Annotated in this window: 10 protein-coding genes; 7 read left to right on the top strand and 3 right to left on the bottom strand. The window is 75.3% G+C overall.

Annotated features, from left to right (window positions below; all coding sequences use genetic code 11):
- Positions 1–140: 140 nt before the first annotated feature.
- Complete coding sequence (locus tag ACWGJO_RS35185; RefSeq protein ID WP_452189805.1) at positions 141–797, bottom strand: hypothetical protein; 657 nt, start codon at positions 795–797, stop codon at positions 141–143.
- A gap of 324 nt (positions 798–1,121) precedes the next feature.
- The gene (locus ACWGJO_RS35180) at positions 1,122–1,637 is read right to left on the bottom strand and encodes a redoxin domain-containing protein (RefSeq protein ID WP_452189804.1); all 516 of its coding nucleotides are present in this window, start codon (positions 1,635–1,637) and stop codon (positions 1,122–1,124) included.
- Between the two features lie 134 nt (positions 1,638–1,771).
- Between ACWGJO_RS35180 and ACWGJO_RS35175 the strand changes: the two genes are divergently transcribed.
- The 3 genes from ACWGJO_RS35175 to ACWGJO_RS35165 all read left to right on the top strand — a co-directional run bounded on the left by ACWGJO_RS35175 (position 1,772) and on the right by ACWGJO_RS35165 (position 4,107).
- On the top strand, positions 1,772–3,040 hold the full coding sequence (locus ACWGJO_RS35175) for an MFS transporter (RefSeq protein ID WP_452189803.1): 1,269 nt from the start codon (positions 1,772–1,774) through the stop codon (positions 3,038–3,040).
- A gap of 147 nt (positions 3,041–3,187) precedes the next feature.
- Positions 3,188–3,661, top strand: a complete 474-nt coding sequence (locus tag ACWGJO_RS35170) for a very short patch repair endonuclease (protein WP_452189802.1) — start codon at positions 3,188–3,190, stop codon at positions 3,659–3,661.
- An 11-nt stretch (positions 3,662–3,672) separates the two neighbouring features.
- Complete coding sequence (locus ACWGJO_RS35165; RefSeq protein WP_452189801.1) at positions 3,673–4,107, top strand: glutaredoxin domain-containing protein; 435 nt, start codon at positions 3,673–3,675, stop codon at positions 4,105–4,107.
- 81 nt (positions 4,108–4,188) lie between these two features.
- On the opposite strand, the gene ACWGJO_RS35160 is transcribed toward ACWGJO_RS35165, so the two are convergent.
- A complete protein-coding gene (locus tag ACWGJO_RS35160) occupies positions 4,189–7,269 on the bottom strand; it encodes an AAA family ATPase (RefSeq protein ID WP_452189806.1) in 3,081 nt (1,026 codons plus the stop codon).
- A gap of 230 nt (positions 7,270–7,499) precedes the next feature.
- Here ACWGJO_RS35160 and ACWGJO_RS35155 point away from each other — a divergent pair, with 230 nt between their 5' ends.
- The 4 genes from ACWGJO_RS35155 to ACWGJO_RS35140 all read left to right on the top strand — a co-directional run.
- A complete protein-coding gene (locus ACWGJO_RS35155; RefSeq protein WP_452189800.1) occupies positions 7,500–8,645 on the top strand; it encodes a transposase domain-containing protein in 1,146 nt (381 codons plus the stop codon).
- A gap of 700 nt (positions 8,646–9,345) precedes the next feature.
- Positions 9,346–10,083: a thioesterase II family protein gene (locus ACWGJO_RS35150; protein WP_452189799.1), complete on the top strand. Its 738-nt coding sequence runs from the start codon at positions 9,346–9,348 to the stop codon at positions 10,081–10,083.
- A gap of 164 nt (positions 10,084–10,247) precedes the next feature.
- Positions 10,248–11,501 carry a crotonyl-CoA carboxylase/reductase gene (ccrA, locus tag ACWGJO_RS35145; RefSeq protein ID WP_359898534.1) on the top strand — a complete coding sequence of 418 codons (1,254 nt, stop codon included), beginning with the start codon at positions 10,248–10,250 and terminating at the stop codon, positions 11,499–11,501.
- 258 nt (positions 11,502–11,759) lie between these two features.
- Positions 11,760–22,772: type I polyketide synthase (locus ACWGJO_RS35140; protein WP_452189798.1), on the top strand; the 11,013-nt coding region annotated here is incomplete at its 3' end.

Raw genomic sequence — 22,772 nt, 5'->3', positions numbered from 1 at the left:
CCCACCGCCTCCCACCGGTTGGTATTTATTGGGGGGGCGTGGGTTTTTTTTTATATCTCCCGGTGGGGGGGCGTGGGCGGGGGGGGGGGGGCCGGGCGGCGGGCGGGCCGGGCGGGGGGCCCCCACCAAGGCAGGTGCACTCAGCCGGCCGGCAGGGCGGGCCGGCCCGGCACCCACAGCGGCACCCGGCCGCCGCGCGGCATGGAACGCGCCGCGTCCTGCTCCAGCCACCCGCCGACCCGTTCCGGATCGCCCTCGCACAGCTCCACCAGCGCGGCCGCGGCGATCCGGGTGCAGCACAGCACCAGTGCCAGGGTGTCCTGGCGGCGGTGCCGCTCCCGTACGTACGCCTCGCCGCGCTCCTCGATCCGGCGGGCGTGGCACGGCCCGTCCTCGGCGGTCAGCGCCTGCACGCCGTGCCACACCAGGGTCAGCGCACAGGGCTCGGCCGGGTGCGAGGTGCCCTCGCGCTGCGCCTGTTCACGAGCCTCCGCCGAGCGCTGCCCCAGCCATTCCAGCGCCGCCGGCCCGTCCTCCCGGCAGGAGCGCAGCACCAGCTCCGCGGCCCGGGCCACCAGGGCCCGCAGGAGCGCCGGCGCGGGCACCCGCAGCCCGGACGCGGGTCCGTCGCCGAACGCCAGCCAGGCGTCGGCGAACGAGGCCGCCCGCAGTCCGCCCAGCCAGGCCGGTTCCCCGGCCTCCGTACTCAGCCAGTCCTGTGCCCCCAGCCGCACCAGCCCCACGGCCGTCAGGCGCGCCGCGTCCCCGTCCAGCTCCCGCAGCCATCCACTCCGCACCAGTACCCACCCCCGTCAGCGGTTCATCCCCGTGAGGCCTCATCCCACCACACCAGGACGGGAACGAACTAGACAGGGGCACGTCACAATCTGGAAGCGAGTCTTCCGGGTAGTCCTCCGGGCAGCCCTCCGGTGGAGCCGGCCTGGGCGGGCCGGGGCGGGGCCGGGGCGGGGCCGGGGCGACCGGCCGGGGTGCCGTGGTGCGGCCGTGGCGCGTTTGGCCCCCCGGGGTGTGGGCGTCGGCCGAGTTGGGCAGGGGCACGTCAGGACCCGGGCGGCTGTGCGGACGCCCGGTGCGTCGGGGCGGGCCGTTGCGGCCTGCCGTCAATGTGGTGCGAGCCCGTCGATCGGGGCGAGGGCGTCCTCGACCGATCCCGCCGGGTCGACCACCGGACAGAGGACCCCGCGGACAGTGCGGGTGGCGTCCAGTACGAGGGTGAGCCGCTTGAGCCGGTCGTTGCCCGCCGCCCGGAAGGTGGGTAGGCGCAGCGCGGCGGTCAGCCGGAATTCGGCGTCGGAGAGCAGTGGGAAGGGGATGCGGGTGTGCTCGGCGAACGCGCACAGCTGGTCCGGGCGTTGGGTGCCGACGCTGTGGACCCGGGCGTCGCGGGCGGTGGACTCGGCCGCGCGGTCGCGGTAGGTGCCGGACTCCGGTGTGCAGCCGGCCGCGCCGGGGATCTCCCCCCACCCGGGCGGGTGTTCCGGGCCGCGGGGGGCGTAGGCGCCGGGGTGGCAGGAGAGCACCGTCCCGGTGGCGCCGGGTGCCACGGGGTCGGTCGACTCGCCGGTGGCGGCGGGGAGTTCCAGCTCGGGCAGCCGGTGGCCGGTCGGGCCGTGCACGCGGCGGGCCTCGGCGGAGTCGGCGGTGCTGGTCCCGGAGAGCGGGCCGTCGCCCAGGACGTGGACGCGGCGGCTGATGCCCGGTCCGGTGCAGTGGACAGGTTGCGACAGAAGGGGTGGGCCCGATGGTGGATATGACGACGCGGACAGCGGTCGCGGCGGACCGGCGAGCGGAGCACGAGGCGCGACGCCGGACTTCGGCGGGAGTGTTCTGGCGCTACTGGACGGGATCGCTGATCAGCCGGCTCGGGGACCAGGTGACCAGTGTCGCCCTGCCGTTGATCGCCGTGCTCACCCTGCACGCGACGGCCTGGCAGGTCGGCCTGATCACCGGTGCCGGGTACCTGGGGTGGCTGCTGGTCGGGCTGCCGGCGGGCGTCCTGGTCCACCGGCTCCCGCTGCGCGGCACCCAGGTGGTGATGGACGTGGTGCGCGGGCTGGCCGTGGTCTCGGTTCCGGTGGCGGCCGCGCTGGGCGGCCTCGGCCTGCCGCACCTGGTGGCGGTCGCGCTGCTGGTCGGGCTGGCGAGCGTGGTCTTCGACGTCGGCAACTCCACCTTCCTGCCCTCCATCGTCCCCAGGGAGGAGCTGACCGCCCGCAACAGCCTGCTCTCCGGCAGCAGCGCCGCGACCGAGCTCGCCGGCCCCTCGCTCGGCGGGGTACTGGTCCAACTCGTCGGCGGCGCGGCCGCGATGGTGCTGGACGCGGTCAGCTACCTGGTCTCGGCGGCCCTGCTGCGCAGCCTGCCGCGCGCGGAAAGGTCCGCCGTCGCCCGCCCGGCCGGCGCGGGGATGCGGGAACAGATCCGCGAGGGCTGGCACTTCGTCACCCGGCACCCGGTGATCGGGCCGTGCGCCGCCGACGCCACCGCGGTCAACTTCGTCGCCGGCGGGCTGATGACACTCACCCCGGTGTTCCTGGTCGACACCCTCGACGCGCCGGCCGCCGCCGTCGGCGCACTGATGGCCACCGGCGGCCTGGGCAGCCTGATCGGCGCCGCCCTCACACCCCGGGTGGTCTCCCGGATCGGCAGCGGCGGCGCCCTGCGGAGGGCGGCGCTGATCGCCGCCCTCTTCACCTTCCTGCTCCCGGCGGCCGGCTCCGGCTGGGCGGCGCTCGTGTTCGCCGTCGGCAACGCGGGCTTCTCGGCGGGAGTGGTGGTCACCAGCATCGTCACCCGCACCCACCGGCAGACCCACACCCCGCCGGAGCTGCTCCCCAGGGTGATGGCCACCGTCCGGTTCGTCTCCTGGGGCGCCATCCCGGTCGGCGCGGTCCTGGCCGGGGCCGCCTCCACGGCCTGGGGCCCGCGCACGGCGCTGCTCCTGCTGGCGGTGTGCAGCCTGGCAGGCCCGGCGATCCTGCTGGCCGGTTCGATCCGCCGGGTGCGCGACCTCGCCTGAGCCGGTCGCCCGCCGCCGCCCCGGGCGCCGTTCGGTCGAACGGAAAGGCCCGGGGGACGGCGAGCGGGGAGGCCGAGGGACGGCGGCCGGCGACCGGCCTCTCCCGGGCCGCGCACGGCTGTCGGACCGGTGGACGAGAATGGCACTATGTCGCCGGTACCGTCCACACCCGCCGTCTCCGCCCGCATGAGCCGACAGGCATCGCGGGACACCGCCCAGGAACTGGCCGTCCGCCGTCTGCTCCACGCCGGTGGGTACCGCTACCGTGTCCAGCGGCCGGTGCCGGGCATGCCTCGCCGTACGGTGGACATCCTCTTCCCGGGGCCGAAGGTGGCGGTCTTCCTCGACGGCTGTTTCTGGCACGGGTGCCCGCAGCACGCCACGCACCCCAAGAGCAACGCCGAATGGTGGCGGACCAAGCTGGGCCGCAACATCGAGCGCGACACCGAGACGACGGAGCATCTGCGGGACGAGGGCTGGACGGTGCTCCGCTTCTGGGAGCACGAGACGCCCGAGGATGTCGCGCTGCGTGTCGCCGAGACGGTGGACCACCAACGGAGGCGCCCCGCCGGGCCGCCCCGCCCCGGCGGGGGGTCTGACGGGTCGGGAGCGGCCGGATAGCCTGGGGCGCCATGATGCGTGTGTGGATGTTGCCGCTGCTGCTGGTGCTCGGCGGTGCGGCCGTCGCGAGCGGCCCGGCCCTCGACGGGAACGGCTGGGCGGCCGCCCTGTTCCTGGTGCCGTTCGTCGGGCTCGCGGCCGTGAACTCGCCGCTGGTCTTCCCGAAGTCGCTCGGCGCTGAGGAGGCGCAGCGCCGCAGCGCGGCCGACGGCCGGCCGGTGGTGTACTGGCGGTCGGGCTGCAAGTACTGCCTGCGGTTGCGCTTTCGGCTCGGCCGGTCGGCCCGGCGGCTGCACTGGGTCGACATCTGGAGCGACCCGGAGGCGGCGGCGGTCGTACGGGCGGCCAACGACGGCAACGAGACCGTGCCGACCGTCGTCGTGGACGGCCGGCCGCACACCAACCCCGACCCCGCGTGGGTGCGCGGACAGCTGTCCGCCACCTGAGCGGCGGGAGCGCCCCGTCGTACCCCGTCGACGCGGAGGGTGGTGCCACCGATCCGCTCGGTGGCACCGCTCCGGCAGGTGTCAGCCAACGGCGACTCCGTCGGCGCCCAGGCCGGCCGCGTTGCCGACGGCCTTCAGCGCATCCGCGGAGGAGGCGGCGCGGCACGCCATCTCCACGGCGTGGAAGCCGACTTCGGGTCCGACCCGGTCGGCGGGGCCGCCGGGTGCGTCGCGGAAGACGGCGACCTCGCCCGGGAGCAGCTCCGAGCGGAGCAGGCTCGCCAGGCCGGCCCGGCCGCTCAGGCTCAGCTTGCGGTAGATGCGCGTCAGGTGCTGCTCCACCGTGCTGACGGTGATCCAGAGCTTGTCGCTGATCTCCCGGTTGCTGTCGCCCTCGGCTGCCAGTTTCGCCACCCGGAGCTCGGCCCGGCTGAGGCCGGTGAGCAGCGAGCCCACCGCCCCGCCCGGGGTGGCCGCCGGGGGCGGTCCCAGCGGGAGCGCCGGCTCGTCGTCTTCGCCCGGGCCGTCCCCGGCCGGGCGGCGGTCGCCGGTGCCGCGGTCGCCGCAGTCCCCGAGCCCGGCGTCGGTGAGCGGGTCCGCGCCGTTGCGTGGCGTGCCGCCCGCGCGCGTTTCCTCGTCGGGCCCGAACCCGTCGTCGCTGCCCCGCCCGTGTTCCACGGCCGGGGCGAATCCGGCCCGGATCCGCTGGGACCCCGTCTCCGCCCGGGCCGGTTCGAGCCGGTCGCCGGGCGTCCGCAGGCGGTCGACGGCCTCCTGCAGCAGGTCGGGCTTCTCCCGGCCCCCGTCGTGCTCGGCCAGGATCCGGAGCAGGGCGCCGCGGGTGCGGTCGTCCAGGGACGGTTCCCGCAGCTGACCGGCCGCCAGGTTCCGGGCGGCGACCGGGTCGCCGGCCTGGAAGGTGGCCTCGACCAGGCTGGCGGTCAGCGGGATCAGGGCGGGGATGTCCAGTTGCCAGACCCTGAGCCGACGGGCGCAGGTCCGGAGGTCGTCGAGCGCCTCCGTGGTCCGACCGGCCGCCAGGGCGAGCCGGCCGCGGGCGTGCAGGTAGCGGATGCCCATCACGGTCTCGAACATGGCGCTCGGGACCTCCCGGCCGGCCTCCTTGGCGGCGTCGTCCGTGCGGCCCAGCGCGAGGTGGGCCTGGATGAGCACCGACAGCGGATAGCCGATCGACACCCCCCAGTTCTCCTCGCCCGCCAACGACAGGGCGTCCGAGGCGAGTTCGGCGGCGGCCTCGGGATCCCCGCCGCGCAGGCACACGTCGGCCCGGGCCGCCTTGAGCTGGGCCAGCCAGGTGGTCGCACCCCGACGGGTGGCGTGGCCGATCAGCTCGTCGCACCAGAGCAGGGCCCGGCCGGGTTGGTCCCCGTCGGCGAGGGCGAGGATCGCCGTGGTGATCGCTTCCAGCGGCATCCCGTCCACCCGGCAGGAGGACAGGACGCGTTCGGCGAGCGAGGCGCTCTCCGCGTCGCCGCCCCGGGCCCAGACGCGGGAGAAGACCCCGATCGCCTCCGCGGCCGCGGGCAGGCAGGCGCCCCCGACCCCGGTGCCGCAGAGCTCGTCGAGGTTCCAGGACCGGGTGAAGGACGGGCCGAAGAACCAGTGGAAGACGTGCAGGAGTTCGACGCCGTCCTCGTGCCCGAGGGTGAGGTGCGAGCGCTTCGCCTCCGCGAGGACGGTGGAGACGGTGGTGAGGTCTCCCCGCCACAGCAGCGCCCGGATCAGTGCGACGACGTCCTTGCCGGTGAGCTTGCCCTCCACCAGGGCCTCGCGCAGCGCGCTGGTGTGCGGGGCGACCGCGCTGGGGTTGGTCTGCCAGGTGGAGTGGACGTACGTGCGCAGGGTGGCCAGGTGCTGGTCGTCGTTGGCCGCGGCCAGCGCCAGGTTGAGGTAGAGGTGCGCGGTCGAGGTCTTCCCCTCGGCCAGCTCCTGCTCCGCGGCGTCGGTGAGGATCGGTACGGTCCAGTCGCCGTCGGCCTCGCCCGCGGCGACGATCTGGGCGGCGATGACCGTGGTGGCCATGCCCAGGTCGCGCCGGAGCTTCGTCGCCCGGGTGTACAGCGTGGTCTGCTCGGTGCGCGAGAGCGAGGCGAGGACGGCGGCCGCGACGTTCGGGTGACGGAACTCGTCGCCGGCGGTCAGGCCGGCGTTGGTGAGGATCTCCAACGCGTGCGCGACGCACCGCTGGTCGAGGTCGAGCAGCCGGCCGAGCAGCGCCGGGGAGGCGTGCTCGCGCAGGACGGCCATGCCGCTGGCGACCGCGAGGATCTGCGGTTCCCAGCGGTAGAGGCAGGCCAGGACGGCCATTTCGAAGGACCGGCCGACGCGCGGAAGGTCGTCGGGCCGGGCCCGGTCGTGGGCGGCGTCGAGGTGGTTGTCCTCGATCAGGGCGTGGACCAGGATCGGGTTGCCCCCGCTCAGCCGGTGGACGGCCGGGGCGAGTTGCGGCGCGATCGCGTGGTCCGGGGTCCGCTCCAGGATGGTGCGGACGGTGTGTTCGGACATCGGCTTGAGCTGGACCCTGCTGTGCGGCGCGCGGGTCACCTCGGCGCGGAACAGCGGCAGCGTGGGCTGCGGCCGGTCCCACTCGTTGAGCACCATGAGCATGCGCTGGGGGCGCATGCGGCGCTGGAGGTAGAGCAGCGCCTGGAGCGAGGGGGTGTCCGCGAAGTGCACGTCGTCGATGCCGACCACCACGGACCGGCCCTCGCAGGCGCCCAGGAGGACGTTGCAGAGCCGGCGGATGGTCTCGTTCTCGACGGCCTGCGGCCGTTCGAACCGGTGGTCGGGGCTCAGGTGGTCGCCGAACGCCTCCGCGACCAGGGCGGATATTTCCGTGGCGATTTCGTTCGGCAGTTCGGCGCAGCGCAGCAGCTGCTCGATGACCCCCATGGGGAGATCCCGTTCCGCCCGCGAACCGGTCGCCTGGAGGACCAGTGCTCCTTCTTTTGCCGCCAGCGCCGAGAAATCGTGCAGAAGTTGGGTCTTACCACTTCCCAGGGTTCCGCTGACGAGGACCACCCGACCGTTCCCGCAGGACAGTCCCTCGAACAGGTCCAGTAAATACTCCAACGCTTCATGCTGTTCGGCTCGAATCAGCAAGAATGCCTCCGAGTTGTTGTGTAAAAGCCTTGCATCCACCGCAACGGAAAGGCTGACTCCCCCGTTTTGCCTTGAGCCTCCATGACGTTGCGTGATCACTCAGATGCACGGTGTACACAGCGCGAGGGGAACGCCGGCGGGACCGAGTGCCCGGGCTTGCATCTACTTTCACCCTAGGCGAACTTCAACGGCGACCGCTAGGGACTCCGTTCAGCGCCACACCGGTGACTTAAGCCTCGTGCGTGTAGCGTGGTTTCAGGAGGTGTCGGATGTCGCGACCAGGGCAGTTCGGCCCGGAACCGAACGGGGGACTGCCCGACCGCATCGCGGTCGGGCTGCTGACCGGGTCGTTCCCGCCGGAGCTGGTGGACCGGGTGGTGGCCCGGTGCGGGCGGGAGGGGCAACGGAACCGCCTGCTGACACCGAAGGTGACGGTCTACCTGGTCCTGGCGATGTGTCTGTTCCCGGGCCACGGGTACCAGGAGGTCGCCCGCAAGCTCGTCCGGGGCCTGGCCTGGGCGGGGCACTGCGCCGCGCCGGGGCAGGCGCCCAGTACGGCGGCGATCTCGCGGGCCCGGGTGAAGCTGGGGGCGGAGCCGTTCAGGGAGCTGTTCGCCGAGGTCGTCCGGTCGGCGGCGGCCGAGGAGGCCGAGGAAGCCGGGCGGGCCGGACAGGTCGGGGGAGTCCGGTACCGCGGGCGGCGCCTGGTCGCCGTCGAGGGCGCGGCGATCGAGGTGCCGGACAGTGCCGAGAACGTGGCGTACTTCGGACCGCCGGAGCCCGGGGGCGGGTACCCGCGGGTGCGGCTGGCGGCCCTGGTCGAGTGCGGCACCGGAGCGGTCGCCGCGGCGGCCACCGGCCCGTCGGCGGCCGCCGTGCCGAACCTGGCCCGGGGCCTCTTCGACCGCCTCGGCGGCGGGGACCTGCTGCTCGCCGACCAGGGCGGGTTCGACGGTCCGGCGGTGTGGCGGGACGCCTCGGCCGGTGGGGCGGACCTGCTGTGGCGGGTCGGTCCGGACGCGGTACTGCCGGTGCGTCAGCTGCTGGGCGACGGCTCGTTCCTGTCCGGGTTCGCCGCCGACGGGGGCGGTCGCGGCGGTGGCGGGTCGGGCCGGTCGACGGGGTCGGCGGCGGCGCCGGTGGTGCGGGTGGTCGAGGACCCCTCGGTGGGGGAGCCGGGCCGGCTGCTCACCACGATCCTCGACCCGGGGCGGGCCCCCGCCGCGGAGCTGGCCGCGCTGCACGGCGCGTGGAGGTCGGGGGCGAGGGCCCTGCGGGACCTGGCGGCCGATCAGCTGGAGGCCGTGCGGGTGCTGCGCTCGCGCTCGCCCGAGGGGGTCGAGCAGGAGGTCTGGGGGCACCTGCTGGTCCATCACGCCCTGCGTCGGCTGAGGGTCTCCGGCCCCGGTCGTTAAGTCACTGGTGGGGTGAAACTGAATCAGCCGTTCCACTTCCCCGTGATGGCCGAAACGTGACGGCGCATTCCGGATCGGTGCGCATATCCGATGGGGCGGAGGGCCCGGGGGGTTTTCGGTGGTGCCGGAACGGATCGGAGGCGTTCGTTCCGCACACGTTCTGCCTGCCAGGCCCGCAGGTCCCGCCGCCGGCCCCGGGGATTCCCCGGCCGGGCTCCGGCGGCGGTTCCACCGGTGGAATCGGCGCGTCCGGTTCGATCGGTTCCGCCGCCCGGCACCCCTAAAGTTGGCCGGGCACCGCCCCCTAACCTCCCCCCCGGTCCGAGGAGGCGCCCTTGCCCCGACGGCGCCGCCGACATAGGGCGCGCCCCGGTGCGACCCGATCGCCCGCGCGGCCGCCGCGCTCCAGCGGCCCGGGAAGGTGCCGGGGCGCCGGCGGGCATCCCCTACCAGGGCGCCGCAGGACCCCGCGCGCGTGCGCCCGCGCCGTGCGGCTAGGGGTTGTCCGGTCGGGCCGGGCCGGTCACGGTAGGAGCCGTTGAGGTCCCGACAGGACAGCGGGCGACCGGAGCCGGCCACGAACCCTCGTGCGCTCCCGCCCGCCGATCAAGGTGAGACGCGCGGTCCCGCAGGTCCGCGGGCGGCGCCTCACCGGTGTCGCGGTCCCGCCACGCCGACCGCCGGAGGGATTCCAGTCACCATGGCAGCTATCGACGATCTGTGGGTGCGCCGCTACCACCCCGCGCCCGAGGCCCGGCACCGGCTGCTCTGCCTGCCGTACGCGGGTGGGTCCGCGAGCTACTTCTTCCCGGTGTCCCGCGCGCTGTCGCCGCAGGTCGACGTCCTCGCGGTGCAGTACCCCGGCCGTCAGGACCGGCGCCAGGAGCCCTGCGTGGAATCCGTGCAGGAACTGGCCGACCTGCTGGTCGACGTCGTCAAGCCGTTGGCCGACCGCCCGCTGTCGCTGTTCGGCCACAGCATGGGCGCCTCCGTGGCGTTCGAGCTGGCGCTGCGGCTGGAGGACCTCGGCATCGTGCCGCACACGGTGTGGGCCTCCGGGCGGCGCGCCCCCGGCGCCCACCGCGACGAGCGGTTCCACCAGCTCGACGACCAGGGCCTGCTCACCGAGATCAAGCGGCTGGACGGCACCGACAACAACCTCCTCGACGACGAGGAGATGGTGCGGATGGTCCTCCCGGTGCTGCGCAGCGACTACCGGGCCGCCGAGACCTACCGCCCCACCCCCGGTGCCGGGCTCACTGCGCCGGTCCTCGCCCTGGTCGGCGACGACGACCCGAAGGTCACCGTGGACGAGGCCCGGAAGTGGGCCGAGCACACCTCGGGCCCGTTCGAGCTCGAAGTCTTCCGGGGCGGTCACTTCTACCTCAACGCCCACGCCAACACCGTCGTCGACCGGATCCGCACCAGGCTCGGCTGACCGCTCCGCCGTTCCTCCGCGTCATCCGTCCACGCGAAGTTCCGCCGCGTCATTCATCCACGCGAATCGACCGTGTTGAAGGGCAGCCGGTTTCGAACCGGTTCTAGAGCTGCTCTGCGAGCCGGTCCTCGGAAATCCCGGAAAACTGCCCAGAGGAGTCGTTCGTGTCCAAGTCGCTCTACGAACTCGGTGAGATTCCGCCGCTCGGCCTCGTGCCCGAGCAGATGTACGCGACCGTCATCCGGCAGGACCGCTTCGGCGAGCCCCTCAAGGCGATGCAGACCGAGGTCGTCGACGTGCCGGAGCCCGGGTACGGCGAAGTGCTGGTGTACGTCATGGCCGCCGGAATCAACTACAACAACGTCTGGGCGTCGCTCGGCGAACCCATCGACGTCATCGCGATGAGACAGCGGCTGCTCGGCGAGAAGGAGGATTTCCACATCGGCGGCAGCGACGGTTCCGGAGTCGTCTGGGCCGTCGGCGAGGGCGTCAAGCAGTTCAAGGTCGGCGACGAGGTCATCCTTTCCGGAGCGACCTGGGACGAGACGGCGGAGGACGTCCGCACGGGCGTCGACCCGATCGCCTCGAAGTCGCTGCGGGCCTGGGGCTACGAGACGAACTACGGCTCCTTCGCCCAGTACACCGTGGTGCGCGAGCACCAGCTCCACCGCAAGCCGGCCAACCTGTCCTGGGAGGACGCCGGCGGCTACCTGGTCACCGGCGCCACCGCCTACCGGCAGCTGACCGGCTGGGCCCCGCACGACGTCCGCCCGGGCGACCCGGTGCTGATCTGGGGCGGCTCCGGCGGCGTCGGCTCGGCGGCCATCCAGATCGTGAAGCTGCTCGGCGGTATCCCGATCGCCGTGGTCTCCAACCCGGACCGGGTCCAGTTCTGCCTGGACCTCGGTGCCGCGGGCGTGATCGACCGCCGGGAGTTCACCCACTGGGGACGGCTGCCGGACCTCGACGACGAGGCGGCCGGCCGGGCCTGGACGGCCGAGGCCCGCCGGTTCGGCGCGAAGATCTGGGAGATCCTCGGGGAGCGCCGCAACCCGAAGATCGTCGTCGAGCACCCCGGCGAGGACACCCTGCCGACCTCGCTGTTCGTCTGCGAGAACGGCGGCATGGTCGTGCTGTGCGGCGGCACCAGCGGCTACAACGGCGACCTCGACCTGCGCTACCTCTGGATGCGCAGCAAGCGCCTCCAGGGCTCGCACGCCTCGAACACCCGGGAGAACCGGGCGGTCATCGGGCTGATGGCGGACGGCCGGCTCGACCCGTGCATCACCTGGTGCGGCACCTTCGACCAGATCGGCGAGGCCCACCAGATGCTCTACGCGAACCAGCAGGGCGTAGGCAACCTGGCCGCCCTGGTGAACGCCGCGGCGCCGGGGCAGACCTCGCTGCGGACCGGCTGAACGACCGGAACGGAACCGCGCCGCCACGGCAGCGCGGATTTCCGGAGCGAATAACGGAGCGGGAACCGCGCGAAAATGCGGTTCCCGCTCTGACGGCGAACGGCCCGGAACGGCCCGTGCCATCTGATGTCCTTTTTTCTGGGGTCGGCTAGGGGTATCGCGCGGGGATTGTCTCCCTAGGATGCGAAACGCTGCGGTCTCACGGGTAATCGGTACCGGCTGCGGTCCACCGCCGGCCGGGAGTAGGGGTTGATCTGCGTGGGGGAAGAGCAAAAGTATCTCGAATACCTGAAGCGGGTGACGGCCGATCTCCGGCGCACACGTCGTCAGCTCCAGGTGGCGGAGATGCGCGAGCGCGAGCCCATCGCGATCGTCGCGATGGCCTGCCGTTACCCGGGCGGCGTGAGCTCGCCGGCCGACCTGTGGCGGCTGGTGACCCGCGGCGGTGACGCCATCACCGGTTTCCCCGAGGACCGCGGCTGGCCGGCCGGGTCCGGCTACGCCGACGAGGGCGGATTCGTCGACGGGGTGGCCGAGTTCGACGCCGCGCTGTTCGGCATCTCCCCGCGCGAGGCCCTGGCCATGGACCCGCAGCAGCGGCTGCTGCTGGAATCCGCCTGGGAGGTCGTGGAGCGGGCCGGGATCGACCCGCGCTCGCTCTCCGGCAACCGGGTCGGCGTCTTCGTCGGCGCCTCCGCCTCCGGATACGCCGAGGGCGCCCACTCCCTGCCCGAGGGCGCCGCCACCCACCTGGCCATCGGCAACGCGGCCAGCGTGGTGTCCGGCCGGGTCGCGTACGCGCTGGGCCTGGAGGGCCCGGCCGTCACCGTCGACACGGCCTGCTCCTCCTCCCTGGTCGCCCTGCACCTGGCCGTCCACGCGCTGCGCGCGGGCGACTGCGAGCTGGCGCTGGCCGGCGGCGTCACGGTGATGTCCTCGCCGAGCGTCTTCGCGGAGTTCAGCCGTCTCGACGGCCTGGCCGGCAACGGGCGCTGCAAGGCCTTCGCGGCCGGCGCGGACGGTACGGGCTGGGGCGAGGGCGTCGGCCTGCTGATGGTCGAACGGCTCTCCGATGCCCAGCGGCTGGGGCACCCGGTGCTCGCCGTGGTGCGCGGCAGCGCCGTCAACCAGGACGGGGCCTCCAACGGCCTCACGGCTCCCAACGGCCCGTCCCAGCAGCGGGTGATCCGTCAGGCGCTGGCCGGCGCGGGGCTCTCCCCGGCCGACGTGGACGCGGTCGAGGCGCACGGCACCGGCACCCGGCTCGGCGACCCGATCGAGGCCCAGGCGCTGCTCGCCACGTACGGGCGGGAGCGTGCCGAGGGCGGCCCGCTGTGGCTGGGCTCGGTCAAGTCCAACATCGGGCACACCCAGGCCGCGGCCGGCGTGGCGGGTGTGATCAAGATGGTGCAGGCGATCCACCACGGCCTGCTGCCGGCCACCCTGCACGTGGACGCGCCCACCCCGCACGTGGACTGGAGCGAGGGCGGCGTCGAGCTGCTCACCGAGGCCCGGTCGTGGCCGGAGACCGACCACCCCCGCCGGGCCGGCGTCTCCTCGTTCGGCATCAGCGGCACCAACGCGCACGTGATCATCGAGGCGGCGCCCGCGCCCGCCGAGCCGCAGGCCGAGGGCGGGCCGGACGCCGACGCCGAGCCGACCGCCCAGGTCTCCCAGGCCGACCCGGCCCCGTCGGCCCCTTCGGCGCCCGCGCCCGCCGCCGGCCGGCCGGCGCTGTGGCCGCTCTCCGGCAAGGGCGCGGCCGGGCTGCGCGCCCAGGCCAGCCGACTGCGCGCCCACCTCGCCGAGGCCGAGGCGCCCGACCCCGTCGACCTCGCCTGGTCGCTCGCCACCACCCGCGCGGGCCTGGACCACCGCGCGGTGGTGCTCGGCGACCTGCTCCCGGGCCTGGACGCGCTGGCCGGGGGCGACCCGGCCGCGGCGGTGACCGGCGTGGTGGGCGAGGGCCGCTGCGCCTTCCTGTTCACCGGCCAGGGCTCGCAGCGCGCGGCGATGGGCCGCGGGCTGTACGAGGCCTTCCCCGCCTTCGCCGAGGCCTTCGACGCCGTCTGCGCCGAACTGGACCGCCACCTCGACGGATCGGTCAAGGACGCGGTCTTCACCGGCCGCCGCCTCGACCTGACGATGTGGACCCAGGCCGGCCTGTTCGCCGTCGAGGTCGCCGGCTTCCGGCTGCTCGAATCCTGGGGCGTGGCCCCCGACTTCCTGCTCGGCCACTCCGTCGGCGAACTCGCCGCGGCGCACTGCGCGGGCGTCCTCACGCTCGCGGACGCCTGCGCCGTGGTGGCCGCGCGCGGCCGGCTGATGCAGGCGCTGCCGTCCGGCGGCGCGATGCTCGCCGTCCGGGCCACCGAGGCGGAGGCCGTCGAGGCGATCGCCGGACGCGCCGACATCGCGGCGGTCAACGGGCCGTCCTCGGTCGTGGTCTCCGGTACCGCGGAGGTGATCGACGAACTGGCCGCCCGCTGGGCGGCCGAGGGTCGCAGGACGAGCCGGCTGACGGTCTCGCACGCCTTCCACTCCGCCCTGATGGAGCCGATGCTCGCGGACTTCCGCGCGGTGCTGGAGACGGTCTCCTTCGCCCGCCCCCGGATCGCGATCGTCTCCAACCTGACCGGAGCCGTCGCCGCGCCCGACCTGCTCACCACCCCGGAGTACTGGGTGCGGCACGTGCGCGAGGCCGTCCGGTTCGCCGACGGCGCCGCCTGCCTGGCCGCCCGGGGCGTGACCCGCTTCGTCGAGCTCGGCCCGGACGGCGTACTCTGCGGGATGGCCCAACAGGCCGGTGCCGAGGGCGTGTTCGCCCCGGTGCTGCGTCGCGATCGGGACGACGCCGAGTCGGCGCTGACCGCACTGGCCCGGATCTGGACGGCCGGTGTCGAGGTCGACTGGCGCACCGTGCTGCCCGAGGGCCGCCGGGTGGAGCTGCCGACGTACGCCTTCCAGCGCGAGCGCTACTGGCCGCAGAGCATGGCGGCGCCGGCCGGCCCGCCGAGCGAGGCCTCGGACCAGGACGTCCGGTTCTGGGCGGCGGTGGAGCGCGCGGACCTCACCGAGCTGGCCACCACCCTGAAGCTGGAGGAGGCCCCCGGCCTGCTGGACGAGGTGGTCCCCGCGCTGGCCGCCTGGCGGCGCTCCCAGCGGCAGGAGTCGACCGTCGACTCGTGGCGCTACCTGGTCACCTGGAAGCCGCTGACGGGCCTCGGCGACACCGCCCCGCTCACCGGCGACTGGCTGCTGTCCGCCGACCCCGAGGACGGACGGGCGGAGGCCGTCGAGCAGGCCCTGCGGGCCGCCGGTGCCACCGTCCTGCGCTGCGCCCCCGGGGCGTGGCCGACGCCAGGCCCGGCCGGCCCGGCCGGCGTGGTCGCGCTGCCGGCCGGCGCCGACCCGGCCGCCGAGGCGCTGGCGACCGTCCAGGGCCTCGGCGAGGCGGGCATCGACGCACCGCTGTGGCTGCTCACCTCCGGCGCCGTCTCGGTGGGCCGGTTCGACCCGCCGAGCGACCCGTCGGCGGCCCGGGTGTGGGGGCTCGGCCGCGTCGCCGCCCTGGAACTCCCGGACCGCTGGGGCGGGTTGATCGACCTTCCGGCCACCCTGGACGCCCGGGCCGGTGCCCGGCTCGCCGCGGTGCTGGCCGGCGCCACGGGCGAGGACCAGGTCGCCGTGCGCGGCTCCGCCGGCTACGGACGCCGGCTGACCCGCCCGGAGCCGACCCGGACCGCCGAACGGCCGTGGACCCCCTCGGGCACGGTGCTGGTCACCGGCGGCACCGGCGCCCTGGGCGCGGCCGTCGCCCGCTGGCTGGCCGAACGCGGAGCGCCGCACCTGCTGCTGCTCGCCCGGCGCGGCGCCGCCGCACCGGGCGCCGAGGACCTGGTCGCCGAGCTGACCGCCACCGGCACCCGGGTCACCGTCGAGGCCTGCGACGTCGCGGACCGGGAGGCGCTGGCCGCGGTGCTCGCGCGGATCCCGGCCGACCTCCCGCTCACCGGGGTGGTGCACGCCGCCGGGGTCGCGGCGCACGGCCCGATCGAGGAGCTGCGCCCCGCCGACCTGGCCGCCGTCGTCGACGGCAAGGCGGCCGGCGCCGCACACCTCGACGAACTCACCGACGGCCTGGACCTGTTCGTCACCTTCTCCTCGATCGCGGCGACCTGGGGCAGCGGCGGCCAGGCCGCCTACGCGGCCGGCAACGCCCACCTGGACGCGCTGGTCGACAACCGCCGCAGCCGCGGCCTGTCCGGCACCTCGATCGCCTGGGGCCCCTGGGCCGAGGCCGGGATGGCCGTCCGCGGCGAGGCGGCCGACTTCCTGCGCCGCCGCGGGCTGAACGCGCTCGACCCGGCCCTCGCCGTCCGCGCCCTGGCGCGGGCCGTGGACCACGGCGAGGGCTGCGTGACCGTCGCCGACGTCGACTGGGGGCTGTTCGCCCCGGCCTTCACCCTGGGCCGCCCCAGCCCGCTGCTGGCCGACCTGCCCGAGGCGGCGCAGCCGGTCGAGGGGGAGGGCTCCGACTTCGAGCTGGGCACCGCGCTGCGGCAGCGGCTCACCGCCGGGCCCGCCGGTCAGCGCCACCAGGTGCTGGTGGATCTGGTCCGGGAGCGCGCGGCCGCCGTGCTGGGCCACCGCACCGCCGAGGCGGTCGACCCCGAGCAGGTCTTCCGCGACCTCGGCTTCGACTCGCTGACCGCCGTCGAACTGCGCAACCTGCTGAACGCGGAGACCGGCCTCCGGCTGCCCGCCACCCTGGTCTTCGACCACCCGACGCCGACCGCCCTGGCCGCGTACCTGCTCGGCGAGCTGTTCGACGAGCCGGACGCGCCGGCGGCGCCCACCCGTGCCGCGGCTGATGTCGCCGCCGCCGCCGACGACGACCCGGTCGTGATCGTCGGCATGAGCTGCCGCTACCCCGGCGGGGTGGAGTCCCCCGACGACCTGTGGCGGCTGGTGTCCGAGGGCGAGGACGGCGTCACCGGCTTCCCCGCCGACCGCGGCTGGGACCTCGCCGACGACGAGGGCTCGTACGCCCGGCAGGGCGGCTTCGTCGCCGGGGCGACCGGCTTCGACGCGGCGCTGTTCGGCATCTCCCCGCGCGAGGCGCTGGCGATGGACCCGCAGCAGCGGCTGCTGCTGGAGGCCGCCTGGGAGGTCCTCGAATCGGCGGGACTGGACCCGCGCTCCGTCCAGGGCGCGCAGATCGGCGTGTTCGCCGGAGCGTCCAACTCCGGCTACGGCACCGGCGGCCTCGGGCTGGCGGGCGCCGAGGGGCACCTGCTGTCCGGCACCGCCAACAGCGTCATCTCCGGCCGGGTCGCGTACACCTTCGGCCTCGAAGGGCCCGCCGTCACCGTCGACACCGCCTGCTCCTCCTCGCTGGTGGCGCTGCACCTGGCCGTGCAGGCGGTGCAGCGCGGCGAGTGCGAGCAGGCCCTGGCCGGCGGCGTCACGGTGATGGTCTCCCCGGCGGCCTTCGGCGAGTTCGACCGCCAGGGCGGGCTCTCCTCGACCGGACGCTGCCGCTCCTACGCGGGCGCCGCCGACGGAACGGGCTGGGGCGAGGGCGTCGGCCTGCTGCTGGTCGAGCGGCTCTCCACCGCCCGGTGCGAGGGCCACCGGGTGCACGCGGTGATCCGGGGCAGCGCGGTCAACCAGGACGGCGCCTCCAACGGCCTCACCGCGCCCAACGGCCCCGCGCAGCAGCGGGTGATCCGGCAGGCGCTGGTCAACGCGGGCCTGTCCACCCGGGACGTCGACCTGGTCGAGGGCCACGGCACCGGCACGGTGCTGGGCGACCCGATCGAGGTCCAGGCGCTGCTGGCCACGTACGGTCAGGGGCGGCCGGAGGACGGCCCGCTGCTGCTCGGCTCGATCAAGTCCAACATCGGCCACACCCAGGCCGCCGCGGGCGCGGCCGGTGTGATCAAGATGGTGCAGGCACTGCGCCACGGGATCATGCCCGCCACCCTGCACGTGGACGAGCCCAGCCCGCAGGTGGACTGGTCGCGCGGAGCGGTGGAACTGCTCACCGAGGCCCGGGCCTGGCCCGAACTGGACCGGCCGCGCCGGGCCGCCGTCTCCTCCTTCGGCATCAGCGGCACCAACGCCCACGTCATCATCGAGCAGCCCCCGGCCGTCGAGGCCGAGCGGGCCCCGGCCCCCGCGCTCGCGCTGCTGCCGCTCTCCGCCCACACCCGGGACGGCCTGCGGGCCCAGGCGCAGCGGCTGCGCACCTTCCTCGCCGACACGGACGCCGACCCGCGCGACACCGGCCACGCGCTCGCCACCACCCGTGCCGCGCTGGAGCACCGCGCGGTGCTGGTCGGCGACGACCGGACGGAACTCCTCGGCCGGCTGGCCGACTTCGACGGCACGACGGCCGCCACCGCGGTCCCCGGCGGCACCGCCTTCCTGTTCACCGGCCAGGGAGCCCAGCGGGCCGGTATGGCCGAGGAGCTGTACGCGCGCTTCCCGGTGTTCGCGGACGCCTTCGACGCGGTCTGCGCCGAACTGGACCCGGCGCTGGACCGGCCGGTCCGCGAGGTGGCGGCCGACGGCGTGGACCTGAACCTGACCGGCTACGCCCAGACCGCTCTGTTCGCGGTCGAGGTCGCCACCTTCCGGCTGCTCGAATCCTGGGGCGTGGTGCCGAACCTGCTGCTCGGGCATTCGATCGGCGAGGTCGCGGCGGCGCACTGCGCCGGGGTGTTCTCGCTGGCGGACGCCTGCCGGCTGGTCGCGGCCCGGGCCCGGCTGATGCAGGCGCTGCCGAGCGGCGGCGCGATGCTCGCGGTGCGGGCCGAGGAGGCGGAGGTCCGCGAGGCCCTGGCCGGCCGGGCCGACGTCGCCGCCGTCAACGGGCCCGCCGACCTGGTGGTCTCCGGCGAAGCGGCGGTGATCGACGAACTCGCCGCCCGCTGGCGGGCCGAGGGGCGCCGGACCGCGCGGCTGGCGGTCTCGCACGCGTTCCACTCGGCGCTGATGGAGCCGATGCTCGCGGACTTCCGCGCGGTGCTGGAGACGGTCACCTTCGAGGCGCCGCGGATCGCGATCGTCTCCAACCTGACCGGCGCCCTCGCCGGCGCCGACACCCTGGGCACGCCGGACTACTGGGTGCGCCACGTCCGGGAGACCGTCCGGTTCGCCGACGGCGTGGCCTGCCTGCGCGAGCACGGCGTCCGCAGGTTCATCGAGCTGGGGCCGGACGGCGTGCTCTGCGGCATGGCCCAACTGACCGTCACCGACGGGGTGTTCGTGCCGATGCAGCGTCGGGACCGGAGCGGCGCGGAGGCGGTCGCGGAGACCGTCGGCGCGTTGTGGACGGCCGGCGTCGCGCTGGACTGGCGGGCCGTGCTGGGCGGCGGCCGGCGGGTCGAGCTGCCGACGTACGCCTTCCAGCGCGAGCGGTACTGGCCCGAACCGGGCCCCGTCCCCGCGCCCGCCAACAGCGCCGTGGACGCCCTGGACGCCCGGTTCTGGGACGCGGTCGAGCGCGCGGACCTGGGCGAGCTGGCGAGCACCCTCGCCGTCGAGTCGGCGGGCGAGCTGGAGCCGCTGCTGCCCGTGCTGTCCTCCTGGCGCCGCCGTCGCCGGGCCGACGCCGTCGTCAACTCCTGGCGCTACCGCGTCACCTGGAAGCCGGTCACGGACGGGCTCGGCGCGGGCGCTCTCACCGGAACCTGGCTGGTCGTGCTGCCGGACGGGGCCGACGGTGCTGCCGGGACCGACAGCGCTGCAGGGACCGACGGGGCGGGCGAAGCGGCCGGGCCGGCCGGCGGGCTGCCCGCGGCGCTGCGCGCCGCCGGGGCCGAGCTGGTCGAGTTCCGCTGCGACCCGGTGGCCGAGGGCCGGGCGGCGCTGGCCGGACGGCTCGCGGAACTGCCCGCCGAGTACGCGGGCGTGCTGTCGCTGACCGCGCTCGGCCCGGACGGGCTGACCGCCTCGGTGGTCCTGCTCCAGGCGCTCGGCGACGCCGCGATCGGCGCGCCGCTCTGGACCGTCACCAGCGGCGCGGTGTCGGTGGGCGGCTCCGACCCGCTGCGCGATCCGCTCCAGGCCCAGGTGTGGGGTGCCGGGCGGGTCGCCGCGCTGGAGCACCCGGACCGCTGGGGCGGCCTGGTCGACGTCCCCGCCGCCGTGGACGGCCGGGTCGCCGCCCGGCTGGCCTCGGTGCTCACCGGTGACCAGGGCCTGGACCAGGTCGCCGTGCGCCCCGCCGGGGTCTACTCCCGCCGACTGGTCCGGGCGGCCGTCGAGGACGTCCCGGCCGAGCCGTGGACCCCCTCGGGCACGGTGCTGGTGACCGGTGGCACCGGGGCGCTGGGCGCGGAGGTGGCGCGCTGGCTGGCCGGTCGGGGCGTTCCTCATCTCGTGCTGACGAGTCGGCGCGGTTCGGCGGCCGAGGGCGTGGACGCGCTGGTGGCCGAGCTGAGCGGGCTGGGTGCCCGGGTGACGGTCGCCGCCTGCGACGCCGCCGACCGGGCGGCGCTGGCGGCGGTGCTCGACGCGATCCCGGCCGAACTCCCGCTGACCGGCGTGGTGCACGCGGCCGGCGTCGCCGAGACCGCGCCGCTGGACTGGACCGGCCCCGCGGACGTGCGCTCGTCCATCGGTGGCAAGGTCACCGGCGCGGCACACCTGGACGAGCTCACCGCCGGGCTGGACCTGGACCTGTTCGTCACCTTCTCCTCCATCGCGGGCGTCTGGGGCAGCGGAGGGCAGGGGCTCTACGCCGCCGCCAACGCCTACCTGGACGCGTTGGTCCAGCAGCGGCGTTCGCGCGGCCTGGCGGGTCTCTCGGTGGCCTGGGGCCCCTGGGCCGAGGCCGGGATGGCGGTGCGCGGCGAGGCGGAGGACTTCCTGCGCAAGCGTGGACTGCCCGCCCTGGACCCGAAGCTGGCCGTCACCGCGCTCGCCGGGGCGGTGGACCGGCGGGAGACCTGCGCGGTGGTCGCGGACGTGGACTGGGAGCGGTTCGCCCCGGCGTTCACCTCCAGCCGCCCCAGCCCGCTGCTGGCCGACCTGCCCGAGGCGGCCCAGCGGCCGGCCGCGGAGGAGGCCGCCGCCGGGGGCGGCACCGCCCTGGTGCGCCGGCTCGCGGCGGCCCCGGTCCCGCAGCGGGGCCGGATCCTGCTGGACCTGGTGCGGGCGCGGGCCGCCACGGTGCTCGGACACGGCACCGCCGAGGCCGTCGGAGCGGACCGGGCCTTCCGGGACCTGGGCTTCACCTCGCTGACCGCGGTGGAACTGCGCAACGCCCTGGGCGCCGAGACGGGCCTGGCACTGCCGGCCACCCTGGTCTTCGACCACCCGACCCCCGGTGAGCTGGCCGAGCACCTGGCCGGTGAACTGCTGGACGACCTGGGCGACCCGGACGGCCCGGACGCCGCCCCGGAGGCGGTCCGGGTCGACGGCGGGGCCGCTCCCGGCACCGACGACCCGATCGTGATCGTCGGGATGAGCTGCCGCTACCCCGGCGGCATCGCCTCGCCGAACGAGCTGTGGGAGCTGGTCGCCACCGGCGCCGACGGCATCTCCGGCTTCCCCGTCGACCGCGGCTGGGCGTTCGCGGACGCCGAGGACTCGTACGCCCGGCAGGGCGGTTTCGTCGCCGGGGCGACCGGCTTCGACGCCGGGCTGTTCGGCATCTCGCCGCGCGAGGCGCTGGCGATGGACCCGCAGCAGCGGCTGCTGCTGGAAGCCGCCTGGGAGGCCTTCGAGTCCGCCGAGCTGGACCCGCGCTCGATGCGCGGCCGGCAGATCGGTGTCTTCGTCGGCGCCTCCTCCTCCGGCTACGGCGGGGGCGGCGCGCACGGCTTCGAGGGAGCCGAGGGGCACCTGCTCTCCGGCACCGCCAACAGCGTGATCTCGGGCCGGGTCGCCTACTCCTTCGGCCTGGAGGGGCCGGCGGTGACGGTGGACACCGCCTGCTCGTCGTCCCTGGTGGCACTCCACCTGGCGGCCCAGGCGGTACAGCGCGGCGAGTGCGCGATGGCGCTCGCGGGCGGTGTCACGGTGATGGTCTCGCCGGCCACCTTCGGCGAGTTCGACCGGCAGGGCGGGCTCGCTTCGGACGGCCGCTGCAAGGCCTTCGCGGCTGCGGCGGACGGTACGGGCTGGGGCGAGGGCGTCGGCGTGCTGCTGGTCGAGCGGCTGTCGGACGCCCGGCGGCTCGGGCACCGGGTGCTGGCGCGGGTGCGCGGCAGCGCCGTCAACCAGGACGGCGCCTCCAACGGCCTCACCGCGCCCAACGGCCCCGCACAGGAGCGGGTGATCCGCCAGGCACTGGCCACCGCCGGACTGACCACCGCCGACGTGGACGTGGTCGAGGCGCACGGCACCGGCACCCGCCTCGGCGACCCGATCGAGGCGCAGGCGCTGCTGGCCACGTACGGCCAGGGGCGGCCGGAGGGCAGCCCGCTGCTGCTCGGCTCGATCAAGTCCAACATCGGGCACACCCAGGCCGCCGCCGGCGTCGCCGGGGTCATCAAGATGGTCATGGCGATGCGTCACGGCGTCCTCCCGGCCACGCTGCACGTGGACGAGCCGACCCCGCACGTGGACTGGTCGGCGGGCGCGGTGGAACTGCTGACGCAGGCCCGGCCGTGGCCGGAGGACGGCCGGCCGCGCCGCGCGGGCGTGTCCTCCTTCGGCATCAGCGGCACCAACGCCCACGTCATCATCGAGGCCGTGCCGAGCCCCGCCCAGGCCGAGCGGACGGCGGCGGCGCCGCCGGTGCTCCCCTGGCTGCTGTCGGGCAGGACCGAACCTGCCCTGCGGGCCCAGGCCGAGCGGCTCGCGGCCTTCCTCGGCTCCGGCGACGGGGCCGACGGGCGGCCGCAGCCGGGCCCGGCCGACCTCGGCCACGCCCTGCTCGGCCGGGCCGCGCTCGCCCACCGCGCGGTGGTGCTCGGAGCGGACGCGGCGGACCTCGCCGAGGGGCTCGACACCGTGGCGGCGGGCACCCCGTCGGCGCACGTGGTCGCCGGTGCGACGGTCGAAGGCCAGACGGCGTTCCTGTTCACGGGGCAGGGTGCGCAGCGGGTCGGCATGGGCCGGGGCCTGTACGAGGCCTTCCCGGTGTTCGCGGCGGCCTTCGACGCGGTCTGCGCGGAGCTGGACCTGCTCCTCGACCGGCCGGTCGGGGACGTGGTGTTCGACGGCGTCGAGGATCTGGACCGTACGGTGTGGGCGCAGGCCGGGCTGTTCGCGGTCGAGGTGGCGTCCTTCCGGCTGCTCGAATCCTGGGGC

This window comes from Kitasatospora sp. NPDC054795, assembly GCF_053611565.1.
Note: the sequence above shows the minus strand (reverse complement) of the source record. Positions and strands in the feature narration are given on the sequence as shown.

Coding starts and splice junctions, on each gene's coding strand:
- ACWGJO_RS35175 (WP_452189803.1), top strand. CDS start 1,772: ATGACGACGCGGACAGCGGTCGCGGCGGACCGGCGAGCGGAGCACGAG.
- ACWGJO_RS35170 (WP_452189802.1), top strand. CDS start 3,188: ATGTCGCCGGTACCGTCCACACCCGCCGTCTCCGCCCGCATGAGCCGA.
- ACWGJO_RS35165 (WP_452189801.1), top strand. CDS start 3,673: ATGATGCGTGTGTGGATGTTGCCGCTGCTGCTGGTGCTCGGCGGTGCG.
- ACWGJO_RS35155 (WP_452189800.1), top strand. CDS start 7,500: ATGTCGCGACCAGGGCAGTTCGGCCCGGAACCGAACGGGGGACTGCCC.
- ACWGJO_RS35150 (WP_452189799.1), top strand. CDS start 9,346: ATGGCAGCTATCGACGATCTGTGGGTGCGCCGCTACCACCCCGCGCCC.